Below are 16,315 nucleotides of genomic sequence, written 5' to 3' on the forward strand. Positions count from 1 at the left end.
GCTGCGAATATGTCCGTATAGTCAGATTCCAGAAAGAGTGGGGGGGGCTGCGTATGAGTTCGCCATGGCTCTGCGCCGTCGATCAAGCGATCTTGGTTATCCGATGAGGAGCTGCAGGTTATGGAACGCATCTTCCAGGTGGAATACGCGATGCCCTTCTTTCAGGCAAAATCTCGGGGGCAGGACTAGATGTATTCCCGGAGGAGCCATATTGCCACGGTGAATTCCTGCATATGCGCAATGTCGTCTGCACCCCTCATATCGCTTTACGCACAAGGGAGACGATGCGCCAAATGAATCAGTGCCTGGTGGAGCAAGCCGTCGATTATTATAATACCGTCGTGAGACGCGCATAGCTCAAAGCCCAAAAGACAGGGGCAGCTTCGGACCATACGGTCTTCGGTTGCTCCTGTTTTTGCTGTTTTCGCTGTTTTTGCCGTCTTTGCTGCAATTAGGCATCTATCCAGTGCAACCCTTAGGCTTCCGCATACAATGAGGTGTACCTTTAAAACAAGAGATGGAGGGCGTTACATTGAGCATGCAATCACCGAGTATGCAAGAGCACACGATCTATCAAGCGCATCCGAACATGGGTCACAGCCTGAAGTCCGCTCGCGATCATCTCCACCATGTGTGCAGGCAGCATGTGAATCGGTACGTTCGCGTCGAGACGCTGGACGGCGATGTGTTCGAAGGGATCATCGTCCATTGCGACAAGGGCATTCTGTACCTCAAAATCCCCAGCAAAAGCGGGCGTCGCAGCTTCTCGCAAAATGTCTATAACGACGTCATTTTGCCGCTCGTCCTATACGAACTTCTCGTCATTACCCTGATGCTGCTCTAACGTTCATCCCCTATTAACACAATCGATCGTTATTCTCGACATTCGAAAAGGAGTGGTGATCAATGGCATTCACGCCGCCGCAAGGACCACAGGGCGTGCAGCACCCGCCTTCGGCTCCTCCCCCTCAATTCGCGCCGCAGAAACCAGCCGCATCGACATTCGCGGTAGACCCCGGCGCCATCTCGGGCTGCTTATTCCGCAATACCTACATTTGGCCGCGGTCCGGGAACGGGTTCTGGTTCTACCCGACATTTGTCGGCCGCACTTCCGTGTCCGGCTTCCGATGGAACGGACGCACGTGGGTGTACTCCGGCCTTAGTTTAAGAAGCATCGAGTCGTTTACTTGTTTCTAGCCATACTCCTCTCGGGGCAGAAGCATCCCGCGTTGAATAGCAATAGCAAAAGCCGCCTTACCGGCGGCTTTTGCTCGTTTCCATTTGTTCCTTTACCCAGCTTAATCAAGAAATCTAATGTACCCGAATCGTCAAGCTGGCTGCGACCCCGGCCGGGTTGGAAGGCGAACGCGGTCCTCCGAAGTTAAACGCGATGATAACGATATCGTTGGTGCCTCTTCTTAGGAAGCCGGCGATATTGAAGCTGCGGCCGGGATTAAAGAAAGAGGGCGTATTCTGGGGCTGATCGAATACGACGGCCCGTCCGTTGATGAAGACGGCCGCGTAATTGTCCACGGACAGCACCAGTCTTGCCGAGTCGATACGTCTCGTGATACGGAACGTGTTGGAGATAATCGCGGTCTGGCTCGAGAGATCGCGGGCGTTCCACACGTAATTGGCGCCTGGAACCGACACCCAGGCAGGGTCTTGGGCGATCACGGACGCATTGAACCACGTGTCGTCCGTGCCGATGACGGTGGTCGACTGGTTGACCTGAATCGGTTGGACGGCGCGTGCCCGCAGCCGGCTCGCATGATTGCGATACATCTGCAAAATTTTGTTTTTCGCATCCTCGCTTCGCTTCAACTTCACGATTTTGCTAGGGATGGCTCTGCTTTTCTTCACATTTGCCAATGCACTCAACTCCTTCATAGGGAAGCTGATAGCATTGTATGTTCGAATCCGAATTTCGAAAGTGCAGCCGTCTATGAAACTACGAAATTGGGGCCGCCCAAAAAGTAGAGTCGGCGTTGTATGGTCTCTATCCTCACAAGCCCAAGTACTCGCCGCCGTTCACATGCATCGTCTGGCCGATGACGAAGCGGGATTCCTCCGATGCCAAGTACAAATAGATAGGCGCGATTTCGTAAGGCCGCGCCGTTCTTTTGAGCGGACCCGGATTATTCTTCGATCCATAAAACATGTAAAAATCAGGTGGAAGCGAAGCCGGGATAAGCGGGGTCCAGTTCACCTGCGTTATTGATTAAGATATCGATCCGCCCGAATCTAGCCAAGGTATGCCCGATTGCCTGTCTGCAAAAGGTCTCATCGCCGATATCCCCGGCAATTGTCAAGCAGCTGCGGCCCAATTGCCGGATTCTCTCTCGCGTCTCCGAGGCATCGGCGTGTTCATTGAGGTAGATGATCGCGATATCCGCGCCTTCCCGGGCAAATAAATGGATACAGAAAGGTGCGGTTGAGTAAATGGGCGAATTCCGGGCTGAGTTGATCCGGAACCATCGAGCTCTTGAAATTCATGGTCTGAAGCGCGGAGTAATTTTGTACGAGCACGGAGCTGATGCACCAGTAAAAGAGGATTTCCAGCGGCGCAAGTCGCTTACGCTGGGTTCTGAAGAATCCATATCCGACCCCGGCGTTTATGAGGAGGTAAAACGCGAAAACCAAAGCCTCATCTCCTAGTTCATCGTTGGCATTCCATCCATACTTTTCTCATTCATCCAAGAAGTGGATATTCCATTCCCGCTTATTTTAATGAATTTGATGCGGTTATATACAGCAGCATAAGGCTTTATTTGTTACTCCGGCATAAGGCAAACAACAAAAGCCGCCATCACGGCGGCTTTTGCTCCAATCAACTTGATGTTCTGTCTCTTACACGTCCGCCTGCTCCAACACCCACACGCCGTAAGCCGGCAGCTCGACTTCCTCTTCCAGCGAAGCACCTGTCAACAGCTCCCGTACCCGCTTCCGGAGCTTCACCGTAACCGGACGATCCGCATAATTCAGCAGGAAGACATACGCCCCCGCTCCCGAAGCGCGAATGCCCAGCTCCACTTCGACCGGCGCCTCGAGCCAATCCGCGACCGGCGAAGTCAAGCCCAGCTCGTCGATCAGCGCATCAACGACCGGTTCGCTGTACACCGCGCCGTAGTACCACGCTTCACCGCTGCCCGCCATGCGCCGGGTCAACGCCGGCTCGCCTTCGTAATACTCGCTCGCGTACTTCGCGACCACGTTCACATCCGGATCATTCACGCGCAAAATCTCGTTGAACCCGGCCGCTGTCGTTCCCTCGGCGAGACGCCCGCGTGCTCCCTTGATTTCCGCCGCCTTCGCGGTGCCTTTGATCATCGTGTAATCCTCGACCGTCACGCCGCACAGCTCCGCGACCGGTCCCGGCAGCGGCCGCATGTTCACTTGGCCGGTCGGATTTTTGTACCCCGTGCGCGCGCCGAAGAACAGCTTGCCGCCTTGCTCGACGTACTGCGTCAGCAGGTCCGCCGTTTCGTCCGTCATGATCGCCGCGTGCGGGTAGACGATGACCTTATACTTCGCCAGGTCCGCAAGCGTCGTCGCCGGACGCAGCGTGATGCGATCGACCGGAATATGCCGGTATTGCAGCTGCTTGAACCAAGCGCGCTGGCTCTGCCATTGGAACGGCCCATGCCAGACGTCGAATTCGCCGTCCCAGTGATTGTCGTAGTCCTGCAGCAGCGCGATGTCCGCCTGGTATGTCGTCCCTGCTATCGCCCCGCCGATCTTCGCGAACTCCTCGCCTACCTGCCCAACCTCCCGCACCCTGCGGTTCGGCCGGTTATGATGGTCATTGATGCCGTGCCAGTAAATCTCCGTGCCCATCGTCGCCGTACGCCAGCGGAAGTAGACGAGCAGATCGCAGCCGTGCAGCACGGATTGGTACGACCAGAGCCGGATCTGCCCCGGTCTTGGCGAGGCCATCTCCATCCGGTTCACCCAGCCGCCCGGACCGGACTGCTGCTCCATCACGCAGAAGTTCGGCGAGATCGAGCGCACGTTCGCGAGGTTCATGCTCCACGCCCGGTCCTTCAGCGGATTCTCGTCGTCGCCCGGGAAGATCGTCGAGAATTGCGGATACGAATCGTACGAGAAGAAGTCCAGCACCTCGTCCGTCATCGCGTGGCTGTCCAGATGGCCGAACAGCCCGTTCGTCGTCACCCAATGATGCGGCGCCAGCTCGCGGATAATATCGCCCTGCACCTTCGCGAACGAGATCGTGTTGTCGGAGATGAACCGCTTCTCGTCCAGCGCCAGATGCGGGTTCGGCGACGGGTTGGCCATCGGACGCGTCAGGTAGACCTGCTCCCAATCCGTATACGTCTGGCTCCAGAACACCGTACCCCACGCTTGGTTTAAGTTATCGAGCGTTCCATAACGCGCCTTCAACCATTCCCGGAACGCGACATGGTCAGCCTCCGCGTAATATACGTTCGATTCGCAGTTGAATTCGTTGTCGATCTGCCAGCCGATGACGGCCGGATGGTCCTTGTACGCCTCGACCATGTTCCGCGTGATCCGCGCACAGAGCTCCCGGTATTTCGGACTGGAATAATTGTAGTGGCGACGCATGCCGTGGCGGTGCAGCGTGCCATCCACGTCCGCATTGAGCACCTCGGGATATCGGTGCGTCAGCCAAGCGGGCGGCGTCGCCGTCGGCGTCCCCAGAATGACCTTCAATCCATATTGGTGCGCCAGGTCCATGACCCGCGTGAAAAAGCCGAAGTCGAACCGCCCTTCCTCCGGCTCCATGATCGCCCATGCGAATTCCGCCATTCGCACGACGGAGATGTTCAGCTCCCGCATGCGCCGAAAATCATCCTCCCATAACGCCTCCGGCCAATGCTCCGGATAATAACAGACACCTAACGTTAGCTCGTCCACCTGAATCGATTTTGCCATCTGCTGCTGCCTCCCCTTCGGTTCTCCTACCATCATTCTAGAGGACGCCGATGACAGATGGATATGACAAATTCCTGCGAAAGATATGAAATTCTTGTCATCCGATTGTCCAGAACTATTGGTATAATGTCGGGTAGATCAATCATGCTTGAAAAATTTTGCGTTTCTATCGGAGGACCGTCTCATGAAGGAACACATATTTCTGCCGAAGCCGATCTTCCCGCGACATGTCTGCTTCCCGGATTTCATCGGCGGCTACAGCGACTTTCCCGATCACGCCGTTAATCGGGAATTCGCCACTACGGACGTCAATTTGGATCGCTATTATAATCTGCACATCGTGCTTGAAGGCAAAGGATATGTACAGGAAGCGGGCACGACGTACGAATTGACACGCGGGCAAGGCTTCCTCTACGGTCCGGGTCTTCGGCAGCGGTATTATGCGGATGCGCGCGAACCGTGGGACATTCGATGGGTGCATTTCTACGGCATACGGCTGGAGGAATTGCTGAACGGGAAGGGACTGGACGAGCCATGGCTGTTCGGTCTGTCGGAGCTGGACTCGATCGCGGCCTTGGTCGAGCGGCTGCTTGGCTTGGGAAGAACGTACGAGGTGGAGGATGAATACGCGACGGCCGGCACGCTGTACGAGCTGCTGACCCGACTGCAGGCGATGGCGACGCAGCTGAACGTCCCGGTCAATCTGGCGGCGGACAAAATCCGGGCGGCCGCGAACTACGTGCGCGCGCACTGCCATATGCCTTTCACGCTCGAGGAAGCGGCCGCGATCGCCGGCTATAGTCCGCATTATTTCAGCCGCAGATTCAGCGCCGCGTTCGGCATGTCGTTCCCGGAGTTCGTGCTGGAAGCCCGCATGCTCCAGGCGAAACGGCTGCTCGCCTCCACCCGATTGTCCGTCAAACAGATCGCGCTCGAGACGGGCTTCTCGCAGACGAGTTATTTCAGCAAATGCTTTCGGCGGTTAGAAGGGATGACGCCGCTGGATTTTCGGGGGCTGCATCAGGATTAGGGGTTAAAAAATCGTACGGGTAAAAATTCGCGGCCTCCGGTTGGTGTGGGCTTTCACTCGCTGTTGTCTTCGGATTTCATTGAATTTGGTTGGTCTGGGGAGAAATCCGAAGACAAAGGCGACCGCTGCCGCTGCTCCATCTCCACACCAACTCTCCGGCTGCTATTCACCCGTTTAATATCATTTAACCTGACAACATTGTTAGGAAGGCAGAGGGGATGCGCCATGGGTGATGCATCCGTATAAGAAGCTAGTTCATAGTAACTTTCCAATAGAATCACCGCCTTTAATGCGCTTGTTGTGCGTTCTATATTATAGTAGATCTATGGAAAAACGACCAATCTACGACATGGATTTCTCATCCAACCACTATCTTCCCGGAAGGAGCTTGAATCGTGAACACGGATTTTCTCATCGGCTTCATGGAGACGGCCCGTACCAAAAGCATCGCGAAAGCGAGCGAATCGCTGCATCTTACGCATACCGCGCTCAGCAAGCAAGTGCGCAGCTTGGAGCAGCAGTTCGACGTCCAGCTGTTCACCCGCTCCTCGCAAGGGGTGGAGCTAACGGACGCCGGGAAGGTGTTGTTCGACGCTTCAACGGCGCTGCTCGATCAGCTATCGGTACTAACGAAGGCGCTTGAGCCCTACAAGGTATGGAAGCAAATTCGGATCGGGACGGTGCCGGACATCGCTTCCCGGTATCTATTGCCCTCCCTCCACAAGTTGGAGGCTCAAGGCCATCAGGCGGAATTAATCTATCGGCAGTCGACGGCGGAGGCCTATCGCATGTTGATGAACGGAGAAGTGGATCTGCTCGTGGCCGAGCGTATCTCCATGCATCCGGCGTTATGGATGGGGGATCTGCATCGGGAGCCGTTATTCGCGGTCGTGCCGAAGGGACATCCTTTCGCAGCCCAAACAGCCGTCACGTTGGACGAATTGAGCGGCGAGCCTCTCGTTCTGTATGCGGAGGGCTGCACCATTCGAGCCAAATTGACGGATCTATTCCTGGCCTTGCATCTTCCGATGCAAATCAAAACCGAGGTGAGCTTCAAAGAAGTCATCCTCGGCTACGTGGACCATGGCGCGGGACTGACCGTGCTGCCGGAATCTCATATGAGCACGCTGCCTGCCGATCGTTTAGTCGGCGTTCCTTTGGGACATCCGGATGCCGTGCGAACGATCGCCGTCTTTAGCACGAACCGGCAGAAAGGCAAGAAGATGGTCCAGCTGCTCCGTTAAATCACCGGGACGGCTTCCGGGATGCCGAACACTTGAAGCGAAATATACGGATACGTGCCATAGCGGACGGCCAGCTCCAGCTCCAGCAGCGTGAACCGTTCGATCGTCCGGTTATTGGCGAGCGGGCCGGCATGCAGGAAACGGAACGGAAGCGGGTTGAACCGCTGGATGAACTGCTGCACCGCATCTTCGTCGTCCCCGGTAACGAGCACGTCGCTCTGGCGATCCTGGAATTCCGGCTGCTCGAATACCTGGAAGAACGTATTCTTGAAGGCCCCGATGACGATCGATTCCGGCAGTAGAGCCTGCAACCGTTCGGAGGAAGACTCGCCCCAAGACGTCGTGAATCCGCTGAAGTCGGCATTGAACGGGTTGGCGATATCGACGACGATTTTGTTCTTGAGCTGCTCGCGGTTCGCCTCCGCCCATTCCAATATCGCCGCGGCCGGGAAAGCCGGAATGATGATGTCCGCCTGCAGCGCGTCTTCATACGTGCCAGTGACGATGCGTTCCTGTCTGAAGCCCTTAGCGAGCTCCGCCGCTGCTTCGGGATTGCGCGATCCCCACAGTACCTGCCCCTCCAAATTCGCCGCCGCTTGTTTCACCAACGCTTTACCCATATTTCCCGTGCCCAGTACGCTGATTTTTTTCATCGTAATCACTCCTCCTTTGAATTGATTTCAGCTTATCAGAGAAAAAGCGCCCTTCGAAGTTCCGCGATTTCGTCCCCCTCCCACTTTTGGTTTCGGCGCTGGAGAATGCAACGGAGGCAACGACGATTTCCCGAGCATAAAAAAGCACCCTGTTCGGGTGCTTAGCTGTAAACCGATCATGGCCGCAAAATCCGTCGATTAACCGATGGCGGTCATTCTTTGCTCCGGCGCATCCTCACTGCTGCTTAATGACCATCGTAATCTTGTAATTCGCATGCTCGTTGAGCCGTACCAGGAACTCATCGAGCACCTCGTTGGACGGAAAACGGCACTCCAGGAGGTAACATCCATCGCCGCTGATTTTATAGTTTCGCAGCACGTGGTTCTCTTGCGTCTTGATGAAGGAGAGGAACGGCTCGTGCTGGAGGCTTTTGGTGAAAATCGTAATGAACGCGTGCATGAAGCACCCGAGCTTGGCTTGATTGACTTTAATCGTATAACCTTCGACGACCCCGTTGTCCTCCAGCTTAGCGACCCGCGCCGCAGCCGCTTGGCCGGTGAGATGGACTTTCTCGCCCAGCTCCTTCATCGTAATTCGGCTGTTCAGCGACAACTCCTCTAATATGCGTATATCGGTTTGATCTAACATGCCATCACGTCCTTTATCGAATAAGCAGGATCTCTCCGTTCGCAGAGGGGGATCTGGCGATACGGCATTAACACTTTCAAAAATCAAGCCAATCGCGCGAATGACTTGATTTGTTCTATGTAACGGCAACCGGCTCCTCGTATACACTTAGGTCATGAAAGAAAAGGAGCTGATCACATGAAAGTAACGCAAATTAGAAACGCCACGCTAATCGTCGAGTATGCCGGGAGAACCTTCCTCATCGATCCTCTATTAGGGGAGAAAGGCGCTTACCCGCCTCTCGCCGATTCGATCCGTCAAGATCAGCGGAATCCGCTCGTCGACCTGCCGCTTCCCATCGACACTATTATAAAGGCAGACGCGGTCATTGTAACCCATCTCCATCGGGACCATTTCGACGAGGCGGCCAAAGCGGTATTGCCCAAACACCTCCCCTTGTTCGTGCAAAATGAAGACGATGCGGTCGAAGTACGCAAAGCCGGGTTCCTTCACGTCGAGGTACTTCAAGCGAATACAGTCTTCGAGGGCATCCAGCTGAGCAAGACGAAAGGCGAGCACGGCAGAGGCGAGCTGGTCCAACTCATGGGTCCTGTCAGCGGCGTCGTGTTCAAGCACCCGAGCGAGAAGACGCTCTATGTCGCGGGCGATACGGTGTGGTACGAAGGTATTCACGAAGAGATCGCCTTGCATCGTCCCGACATCATAGCGGTCAACGGCGGGGATAATCAGTTTCTTCAAGGCGGCTCGCTCGTCATGGGCAAAGATGATATCTACGAAGTTCACAAGGCGGCGCCGGATGCCAAGATCGTGTCCATCCATATGGAAGCCGTCAATCACTGGACGTTGTCGAGAGCGGAATTAAGAGATTTTGTTGCGGAGAAAGGCATCGCAGCGAGCGTGCTCGTTCCGGAGGATGGGGAATCGTACGTGTTCTAAAGAGTGAAACGTTTCAATTGATAAGCAATAGGCCGTACCGAACACGCCATCTAGGATGACGCCGGGACGGCCTCTTATCGTTAGAGGTATTGGGCTAACAGTCGTGCTTTACGCGCCATTGCTTTCCCCGTCCGAGCTAAATTGCCGCAGGAGTTTTTTCGGCGCATGTTCCGTCCAAAGCTTGCGAAAATGACTCCTCAACTCATCGAGATCGACTCCGGCAAGACGCACCAATACATAGGGGTACCCCCGATAATGATCCGTTATGTAATACGTCTCCGGATTGGCCTGCAGGAAGAAATCGCGGGTTTCTACGTCCATCTTTAACACCAGACACTGGCCGTCTTCGTGGAGCCTCGCCAGCATTTTGTCCTTCAGCTTGAACGAGGGCGTGCCGTAGGAGACGCTCTCCGCGACGCCCGGCAGCGAAAGCGCGATTTGACGAATGGCTTCCTTCGTTTCCATTTGTCCGCTCCTCTCCGAACTATTCATAGACTTCAGCCTTTCTGGATCGCCGATCGCAGCCGGGTGACAATCTCGGCTTGTTCCTCTCCCCGTAACTCGCGTATGCGAGCCGCAAAGGTGGGCACGAACCACTCCTCAAGCGTGCCTCGGTCCATTCCGGAAATCCTTTCGTACTCGCCTAAATAGGCTTCGGCGAATAGAACGCGCAGCGCCCTGTTCGTTAGCCAAGCCGGAGCATGCGGTGGCACGGCGCGCGAGTCGATCATCATGTATGTTCTGGCAACATCCGCGAGCCGATGTCCGACCAACGCGTTCATCCAATCAATAATAATTGGCCCGTTCGGCGAAAGGATGATATTTCCCGGATGGAAATCGTAATGGCATAAAGTCTGCTCTTCGGGTAAGGTCTCCAGCATGTCGAGCACAATGACTTTTTCCGGTTCCGTCATGACCTCTGAATGAATCACGTTGGCGGACAATTGGGTTCGTAAATTCGATTGGACGTCAGTCTGAACCTCGTGTAACTCGATGTGGAGCTGGGCCATTAGCTTGGCACAGTCGGAGACGCTAGACTCGGTTGGCTCGATGGAGGACAGCATCGTCTGCCCTTCGATCTTCTCGTAGATGAGACACGTCTTTCCCTCATATTCCGTCAACCCGGAGAACCGAGGCGCCTTTATTGAAAGCCGGTCTACGATTTCCGCATTTCGGGCTTCCTTCATCGCTTCCTCGCGCGCATTCTCCTCAAGATGAAAAATTTTGATCACTTCGCTTGTTCCCCATTCGAAGACATTCGCCGTGTTCCCGACACCCAGGAGCTGGCCGATCCTCATCGCGACGACCCCTTTTCCGCTACTTTTTCGACTGCGCTCTTTCAGCCCCATCATACCATATGCTGGTATTTCATAAGACTAACGTACGTCATCTAGACTAAAAAAAGGCTACAGACGAGGCTCCCCCTCATCCATAGCCTTCTCCTAACCCTACTTTCCCTCATTCCCCCACACCGGATAATCCGTAATCATCCCGTCCACGCCCAGCCGCGCGACGCGCTCCATCTCCCGCTCATCGCGAAGCGTCCACGCCATCACCTTGCGGTCTAACGCATGAATGTCCCGGACGAGCTTGCGGTCCAGCACCTCGTAATTGCAGTTGATATAGTCCGCGTACGACGCCAGATCCGCTAGCGTGTCTGGCGAGAGCGGGTGCTGGTCCGGATGGATGAGCACCGCCCGCGGGATGTCCGGGAGCCGCTCGGCCAGATAGCGGATCGACTCCCGCTCGAACGACTGGATCATGATCGGCGCAGCCTGCCCCTCCTGAGCAGCGATCACGGCGACGTCATATTCTTCGATCAGCTGTGCCAGCTTCTCCTCGATCCCCGGATAGGACGCCGTCTCCTTCAGCTCGATCAGAATGCCGATTCGCCCTGCGAAGCGGTCCAACACCTCGCGCAGCAGCGGGATTCGTTCCCCTCGATAAGCCGGGTCGTACTTACTTCCCGCGTCGAGCCTGCTAATCTCCGCCCATGTGCGATCCTTCACCGGCCCAACCCCGTCCGTTGTCCGCTCCAGCGTCTCGTCATGGAGGACGACCAGCTCGCCGTCCTTACTAAGGTGCACGTCGAGCTCGATATAATCGGCTTTCATCTCGATGGCCAGTTCGAAGGCGGCCATCGTGTTCTCCGGCGCGTAACCGGAGGCTCCCCGATGCGCGATGATCGGGATCCCTCCAGACAGGCGCGGCGACAGCATGAACGAGGTCAGGATGAGCAAAGCCGCGGCGGCCGCCAGTCCCGCCGCCCCCGCGCGCAGCAGCGACATCCGCTTGGCTCGGCGTGTCACGTCTTACGCCTCCGTTAGCGTACGCTCGCCGCTTGAGCGCTGATCGCCGCGAGCAGCCGGTCCGGATAGTTCGTCGTGATCCGCAGATCCGGGTAACGGCCGACCAGCTGTTCCAGCAGCTCCGGATCGTCCACGGTCCACACGCCGGCATCAATGCCTGCTTCGGCCATTTGCGCGAGCAGCTCCGGCGTCGCGAACCCATGGTGGATGGAGAGACTCGTCGCACCGGTGAACGCGAGCTGCTCGAGCAGCAGCGTCGGCTTGCCGAGGAGGATCAGCCCGGTCGCGATCTCGGGCGCAAGCTCATGGGCCAGCTTCATCGAATCGTGGTCGAAGGACGAGAGGACGACCTGCTCCTGCATGCCGTGCTGCCGGATCAGCGAGACGACCTTCTCCTCCAGCCCCCGGTTCAGCTCGCCCATCGTCTTCAGCTCGACGGCCAGATGGACGCGGCCCTTGCACAGCTCCAGCACGTCTTCGAGCGAAGGAATTCGCTCCCCGGCAAATTCAGGCGCGTACCAGCTGCCGGCGTCCAGCTGCGCAAGCTCCGCGTACGAAGATTCGCGCACGGGACCTTTGCCGCTCGTCGTCCGGTTCAGCGTATGATCGTGAATGACGACCGGCACGCCGTCCGCCGACAGATGCACGTCCAGCTCGATATAATCGATCGCAGGCTCCTTCAGGGCCAGCTCGAAAGCGGCCATCGTATTCTCGGGCGCGGCGCCCGACCAGCCTCGATGCGAGACGATGACGGTCATGGTTCATCCAACCTTTCTGTAATGGGGTTATTTCACGCCGCTGTAGACGAAGGCGCGGATAATGTGACGCTGCGAGAAGAAGAAGGCGACGAGTATCGGCGCGACGAGAATAAGATTGCCCGCCATCAGCGTGTTCCACGTTGCCACGCCCTCTACCTCGCGTATCTTCGCGATGCCGAGCGGCAGCGTGCGGGCGGCCTCGTTCGTCGTCATGACGAGCGGCCAGAAGTAGTCGTTCCAATGCGCGATGAAGCTGAACAGCGCGAACGTGACCAGCACCGGCTTCACCAGCGGGACCATGAGTCGGACGATGATCTTCCACTCGCTGGCTTGGTCGAGGCGAGCCGCTTCGATCAGCTCCTCCGGCACCTGCATGAACCCTTGGCGCAAGAGGAAAATACCGAAGGCGCTCGAGGCGAACGGAAGGATAAGTCCCAAGTGCGTGTTGAGCAGCTTCAAGGCGCTCAGCTCCAGATAGACCGGCAGGAAGATGAGCTGGGCGGGGATCATGAGCGTCACCATGACGACACTGAACAGCAGCTTCGAGCCGATGAATTGATAACGGGCGAACGCGTAAGCGGCCGGGATGATCGTCAGCGCCTGACAGATCAGAATGCCGATGGCCACGATGAGGCTGTTCAGGAAATATTTCAAGAACGGGCCCGTATTCCACGCCTCCGCATAGTTCTCCCAGACCGGCTGCTTCGGAATCCACGCCGGCGGGAAAATCATCGTCTCCGGCAGCGTCTTCAGCGACGTCGAGAGCATCCAGCCGAACGGCATCGCGAACACGAGTACCAGCAGCAGCAGGCACAGGACGTTGAGCACGCGCAGCGCCATGCGGCCGGCGCGTGCCAGAGCGGCCTGCGTCTCCCCGCTCCGCTCCATGCTCCGGGAGAGCGCCGCGTCGCCGCTTTCGGCGAGAATGCCGGATTTGGTTGCTTTCACTTGCTTCACCACTTTCTAACGGTAATGAACGCGGCTGGACAGCAGCCGGAAGTAGACGATCGTGAGCAGCCCGACGATCGCGAGCAGAATGACGCCCGCCGCCGAGGCGTACCCGATCTTGAAGAAACGGAAGCCATTCTCGTAAATGTAGTACACGAGCGTGTTCGTCGAGTTGATCGGTCCGCCCTGCGTCATGATCGCGATCGTCTCGAACACCTGGAACGAGCCGATCATGTTGATGATGACAAGGAAGAAAATCGTCGGCGACAGCATCGGCAGAATGATGCGGCGGAATGTCGTCCACGGCTTGGATTGATCGAGCGCTGCCGCTTCGTAGATGTCGGCGGGTATGCTCTGCAAGCCCGCGATGAAGACGAGCGTATTGTAGCCGATTCCCTTCCACACCGCCACGATGACGAGCGACGCGAGCGACGTGCCGGGATGCGACAGCCACTGCAGCTTCTCGAAGCCGAACAGCCCGATGACCCAGTTCAGCAGCCCGTACTCCGGGTCCATCAGCCAGCTCCACAAGAGCGAGATGGAGACGAGCGAGATGATATGCGGGCTGAAGATCGCGCCCTGCACGAACGCGTGGAACACCCCTTTGCGGTTCAGCCACAAGGCCAGCAGCAGCGACAAGCCGGTCGTCAGCGCCACGGTCATCAAGGTATAAAGCGTCGTGTTGGACAGCACCTGACGGAAATCCTCATCGGTGAGCAGATCCTTGAAGTTCTGCAGCCCGACGAACGTTTTGTCCGGACTAACGAAGTTCCAGTCGTAGAAGCTCAAGTAGATCATGTAGAAGATCGGATAGATGAAGAACATCGAGAAAATGATGATCGACGGCGCAACCATGCCATACGGACGCAGCTTCTCCCAGACGGTCATGTTACGCTCCTCCGGCCGCCGCGAGCTGCCGCTCGTGAACGCGCACGCCGTACAGGCGCTTGCCGTCCGGCCCGAAGAAATACAGCTGGTCGTACGGGATGACGACGCTGACGGTCGATTCCTCGCGCAGCGGCTCGAGGAACGTCTTCACGAAGAACGCGCCGCCGGGCGCCTTGATCTGATAGATGTTCTCCGCGCCGAGACTCTCTCGCGTCATGACTTCGCCCGTCAGCCGGTAGCCCTCGTGCATGCCGCCCCAATCGAATAGCGCCTGCTCGGGCCGAAAACCGATCTTCGCGACCGTGCTCTCGCTCTCGAGCGCAAGCCCCGCCGCATCGCGCGTATCCAGCACGTTCATCGCCGGCGTGCCGATGAACTGGGCGGTGAACAGATTAGCCGGGTCGTGGTACAGCTTCATCGGCGAATCAGCCTGTTGAATGACGCCTTTATGCATGACGACGATCTCGTCGCCCATCGACATCGCTTCCACCTGATCGTGCGTCACGTAGACGAACGTCGTCCCAAGGCGCCGGTGCAGCTGAATGAGCTCCGTCCGCATCTGGTTGCGCAGCTTGGCGTCGAGGTTGGAGAGCGGCTCGTCGAGAATGAACACCTTCGGCTTCTTCACCATCGCGCGGGCGAGCGCCACCCGCTGCCGCTGGCCGCCGGAGAGCTGCTGCGGCTTGCGGCCCAGCAGCTGATCGAGACCGACGATCTCCGCGATCTCGCTAATCAGCTTCTCGCGTTCCGCCTTCGCGACCCCGCGATTCTTCAGTCCGAATTCGATATTGCCCCGTACGGTCATCGTCGGGTAGAGCGCGTAGTTCTGGAATACCATCGCCACGTCCCGGTGGCCGGGCGCCGTGTCGTTGACGCGCTTGCCGCCGATGCGGATCTCGCCGCCGGTCGCGCTCTCGAGGCCCGCGATCATGCGCAGCGTCGTCGATTTGCCGCAGCCGCTCGGACCGACGAGCACGGTGAAGGACCCGTCCTTGATCGTCAGATTCAAGTCGTCGATGACCGTCTCGTCCTTATATTTCTTGCAAATGTTGATCAGCTCGATCTTGGCCATATTCTGCCGCCCTCCTTGTCGTTGCCTGCTGAATCCGGCGCAGCAGCCGTTCCAGCTCATCCAGCTTCGTGAACCGGAGATCCCACCGCGAAGACTCCGCGCTCGCATACGGGGAGATCAGGCACGTGCGGCCCCCCAGCCGGCGGACCGGCTCCAGATCGTTCCAGCCGTTATCGCCAACGGACAGGATCTCCTCCGGCTTATACCCTTGCGCCAGCAGAACCGTTATATAACGGGCGATGCCCTCGGGCTTCTCGGCTCCGCAATATACTTCGTCGAACAGATGATGGATCTCCATATGATGAAGAAACGCCAGCCCCGATTCCAAGTACGTGTTCGTCATGACGACCTTCTTCTCGATCGCCGTCAGCGCGGCGAGCGCCTCGAACAGACCGCGGCTGGTGGGGAAAAGGTACGGCTCCCGCACCATCTCCTCGCGCACCCGCCGGAACGCTTCGAGCCGCTTCTCCTCCGGCAGCTTGTAGCGGAGGCCCAAGACCGCCGCGATCCCCCACGGATCGCCGAACGGCACGAGCTGTTCCGGCAGCGCTGCTTCATCCGCGGTTAGAGCAGCCATGTCGTCGCGAAGCGCAAGCTCCGTCCCGTCCCAGCTTAACGCCCGCACGAAGCGTCCCGCTTCGCGCACGAGCACCGCGTCGTCTGCCGCATGGTAGAAATGTCCGCATTGCACCGGATGGCTGCCGGCGAGGATCGCCATGCCGAGCGAGACGGCCTCTTCGGTATGCGGCTCGGCTGCGGTCTTCTCCAGCAAATAGCGAATGTAGCGTTCCATGAACGTATGATCCTGGTACAGGGTGCCGTCCATATCGAAAATAACGACTCTAAGGTCGGACAACCAGTGTTCCGGCTCCATCTGAGCACCCCCGTTTGATGTCGCGCACGGCGGCGAGGCG

Annotated in this window: 21 protein-coding genes; 7 read left to right on the forward strand and 14 right to left on the reverse strand. The window is 57.4% G+C overall.

Features of this window, described 5'->3' with window-relative positions; genetic code table 11:
- The first annotated feature begins 143 nt into the window (after window positions 1-143).
- The 3 genes from ACFFSY_RS10635 to ACFFSY_RS10645 all read left to right on the forward strand — a co-directional run bounded on the left by ACFFSY_RS10635 (window position 144) and on the right by ACFFSY_RS10645 (window position 1,197).
- Entirely contained in the window at window positions 144-356 is a 213-nt protein-coding gene (locus ACFFSY_RS10635) for an NAD(P)-dependent oxidoreductase (RefSeq protein ID WP_377493704.1), read from the forward strand.
- Between the two features lie 182 nt (window positions 357-538).
- Entirely contained in the window at window positions 539-844 is a 306-nt protein-coding gene (locus ACFFSY_RS10640) for a hypothetical protein (protein WP_377493706.1), read from the forward strand.
- Window positions 845-906: 62 nt separating this feature from the next.
- On the forward strand, window positions 907-1,197 hold the full coding sequence (locus ACFFSY_RS10645) for a transporter (RefSeq protein ID WP_377493576.1): 291 nt from the start codon (window positions 907-909) through the stop codon (window positions 1,195-1,197).
- Window positions 1,198-1,311: 114 nt separating this feature from the next.
- On the opposite strand, the gene ACFFSY_RS10650 is transcribed toward ACFFSY_RS10645, so the two are convergent.
- The 3 genes from ACFFSY_RS10650 to ACFFSY_RS10660 all read right to left on the reverse strand — a co-directional run bounded on the left by ACFFSY_RS10650 (window position 1,312) and on the right by ACFFSY_RS10660 (window position 2,492).
- Window positions 1,312-1,872, reverse strand: a complete 561-nt coding sequence (locus ACFFSY_RS10650) for a hypothetical protein (RefSeq protein WP_377493578.1) — start codon at window positions 1,870-1,872, stop codon at window positions 1,312-1,314.
- Between the two features lie 133 nt (window positions 1,873-2,005).
- Window positions 2,006-2,161 (reverse strand): SDR family oxidoreductase, encoded by a 156-nt coding sequence (locus ACFFSY_RS10655; protein ID WP_377493580.1) that lies wholly within the window; start codon window positions 2,159-2,161, stop codon window positions 2,006-2,008.
- A gap of 7 nt (window positions 2,162-2,168) precedes the next feature.
- Window positions 2,169-2,492: an SDR family oxidoreductase gene (locus ACFFSY_RS10660; RefSeq protein WP_377493708.1), complete on the reverse strand. Its 324-nt coding sequence runs from the start codon at window positions 2,490-2,492 to the stop codon at window positions 2,169-2,171.
- On the opposite strand from ACFFSY_RS10660, the gene ACFFSY_RS10665 reads away from it, so the two are divergent.
- Window positions 2,443-2,658, forward strand: coding sequence for a hypothetical protein (locus ACFFSY_RS10665; RefSeq protein WP_377493582.1), 216 nt, complete (start codon window positions 2,443-2,445; stop codon window positions 2,656-2,658). The two genes, ACFFSY_RS10660 and ACFFSY_RS10665, sit on opposite strands and share 50 nt — an antisense overlap.
- Window positions 2,659-2,850: 192 nt before the next feature.
- On the opposite strand, the gene ACFFSY_RS10670 is transcribed toward ACFFSY_RS10665, so the two are convergent.
- A complete protein-coding gene (locus ACFFSY_RS10670) occupies window positions 2,851-4,914 on the reverse strand; it encodes a beta-galactosidase (protein ID WP_377493584.1) in 2,064 nt (687 codons plus the stop codon).
- Window positions 4,915-5,098: 184 nt separating this feature from the next.
- On the opposite strand from ACFFSY_RS10670, the gene ACFFSY_RS10675 reads away from it, so the two are divergent.
- Complete coding sequence (locus ACFFSY_RS10675; RefSeq protein ID WP_377493586.1) at window positions 5,099-5,944, forward strand: helix-turn-helix transcriptional regulator; 846 nt, start codon at window positions 5,099-5,101, stop codon at window positions 5,942-5,944.
- A gap of 395 nt (window positions 5,945-6,339) precedes the next feature.
- Window positions 6,340-7,188, forward strand: a complete 849-nt coding sequence (locus ACFFSY_RS10680) for a LysR family transcriptional regulator (RefSeq protein WP_377493588.1) — start codon at window positions 6,340-6,342, stop codon at window positions 7,186-7,188.
- Here ACFFSY_RS10680 and ACFFSY_RS10685 read toward each other — a convergent pair.
- Window positions 7,185-7,841, reverse strand: a complete 657-nt coding sequence (locus ACFFSY_RS10685) for an NADPH-dependent F420 reductase (protein WP_377493590.1) — start codon at window positions 7,839-7,841, stop codon at window positions 7,185-7,187. The two genes, ACFFSY_RS10680 and ACFFSY_RS10685, sit on opposite strands and share 4 nt — an antisense overlap.
- A gap of 235 nt (window positions 7,842-8,076) precedes the next feature.
- Window positions 8,077-8,490 carry an Lrp/AsnC family transcriptional regulator gene (locus ACFFSY_RS10690; RefSeq protein WP_377493592.1) on the reverse strand — a complete coding sequence of 138 codons (414 nt, stop codon included), beginning with the start codon at window positions 8,488-8,490 and terminating at the stop codon, window positions 8,077-8,079.
- 177 nt (window positions 8,491-8,667) lie between these two features.
- Here ACFFSY_RS10690 and ACFFSY_RS10695 point away from each other — a divergent pair, with 177 nt between their 5' ends.
- Complete coding sequence (locus ACFFSY_RS10695; RefSeq protein ID WP_377493594.1) at window positions 8,668-9,426, forward strand: MBL fold metallo-hydrolase; 759 nt, start codon at window positions 8,668-8,670, stop codon at window positions 9,424-9,426.
- A gap of 108 nt (window positions 9,427-9,534) precedes the next feature.
- Here ACFFSY_RS10695 and ACFFSY_RS10700 read toward each other — a convergent pair whose 3' ends face one another.
- The 8 genes from ACFFSY_RS10700 to ACFFSY_RS10735 form a co-directional block, all read right to left on the reverse strand.
- A complete protein-coding gene (locus tag ACFFSY_RS10700) occupies window positions 9,535-9,891 on the reverse strand; it encodes an MmcQ/YjbR family DNA-binding protein (RefSeq protein WP_377493596.1) in 357 nt (118 codons plus the stop codon).
- Window positions 9,892-9,923: 32 nt separating this feature from the next.
- Window positions 9,924-10,778 carry a phosphotransferase family protein gene (locus tag ACFFSY_RS10705; RefSeq protein ID WP_377493598.1) on the reverse strand — a complete coding sequence of 285 codons (855 nt, stop codon included), beginning with the start codon at window positions 10,776-10,778 and terminating at the stop codon, window positions 9,924-9,926.
- Window positions 10,779-10,874: 96 nt separating this feature from the next.
- Window positions 10,875-11,735 (reverse strand): glycerophosphodiester phosphodiesterase, encoded by an 861-nt coding sequence (locus tag ACFFSY_RS10710; RefSeq protein ID WP_377493600.1) that lies wholly within the window; start codon window positions 11,733-11,735, stop codon window positions 10,875-10,877.
- A 14-nt stretch (window positions 11,736-11,749) separates the two neighbouring features.
- Window positions 11,750-12,493: a glycerophosphodiester phosphodiesterase gene (locus ACFFSY_RS10715; protein ID WP_377493602.1), complete on the reverse strand. Its 744-nt coding sequence runs from the start codon at window positions 12,491-12,493 to the stop codon at window positions 11,750-11,752.
- A gap of 27 nt (window positions 12,494-12,520) precedes the next feature.
- Entirely contained in the window at window positions 12,521-13,333 is an 813-nt protein-coding gene (locus ACFFSY_RS10720; protein ID WP_377493710.1) for a carbohydrate ABC transporter permease, read from the reverse strand.
- Between the two features lie 123 nt (window positions 13,334-13,456).
- On the reverse strand, window positions 13,457-14,329 hold the full coding sequence (locus tag ACFFSY_RS10725) for a carbohydrate ABC transporter permease (RefSeq protein ID WP_377493604.1): 873 nt from the start codon (window positions 14,327-14,329) through the stop codon (window positions 13,457-13,459).
- Between the two features lies 1 nt (window position 14,330).
- The gene (locus ACFFSY_RS10730; protein WP_377493606.1) at window positions 14,331-15,401 is read right to left on the reverse strand and encodes an ABC transporter ATP-binding protein; all 1,071 of its coding nucleotides are present in this window, start codon (window positions 15,399-15,401) and stop codon (window positions 14,331-14,333) included.
- Window positions 15,361-16,275, reverse strand: a complete 915-nt coding sequence (locus ACFFSY_RS10735; RefSeq protein ID WP_377493608.1) for an HAD family hydrolase — start codon at window positions 16,273-16,275, stop codon at window positions 15,361-15,363. Before ACFFSY_RS10735 ends, ACFFSY_RS10730 begins: the two co-directional genes overlap by 41 nt.
- Window positions 16,276-16,315 lie beyond the last annotated feature (40 nt).

Source organism: Paenibacillus aurantiacus (genome assembly GCF_042431225.1).
GTDB classification, from domain to species: Bacteria; Bacillota; Bacilli; order Paenibacillales; family Paenibacillaceae; genus Paenibacillus_Z; species Paenibacillus_Z aurantiacus.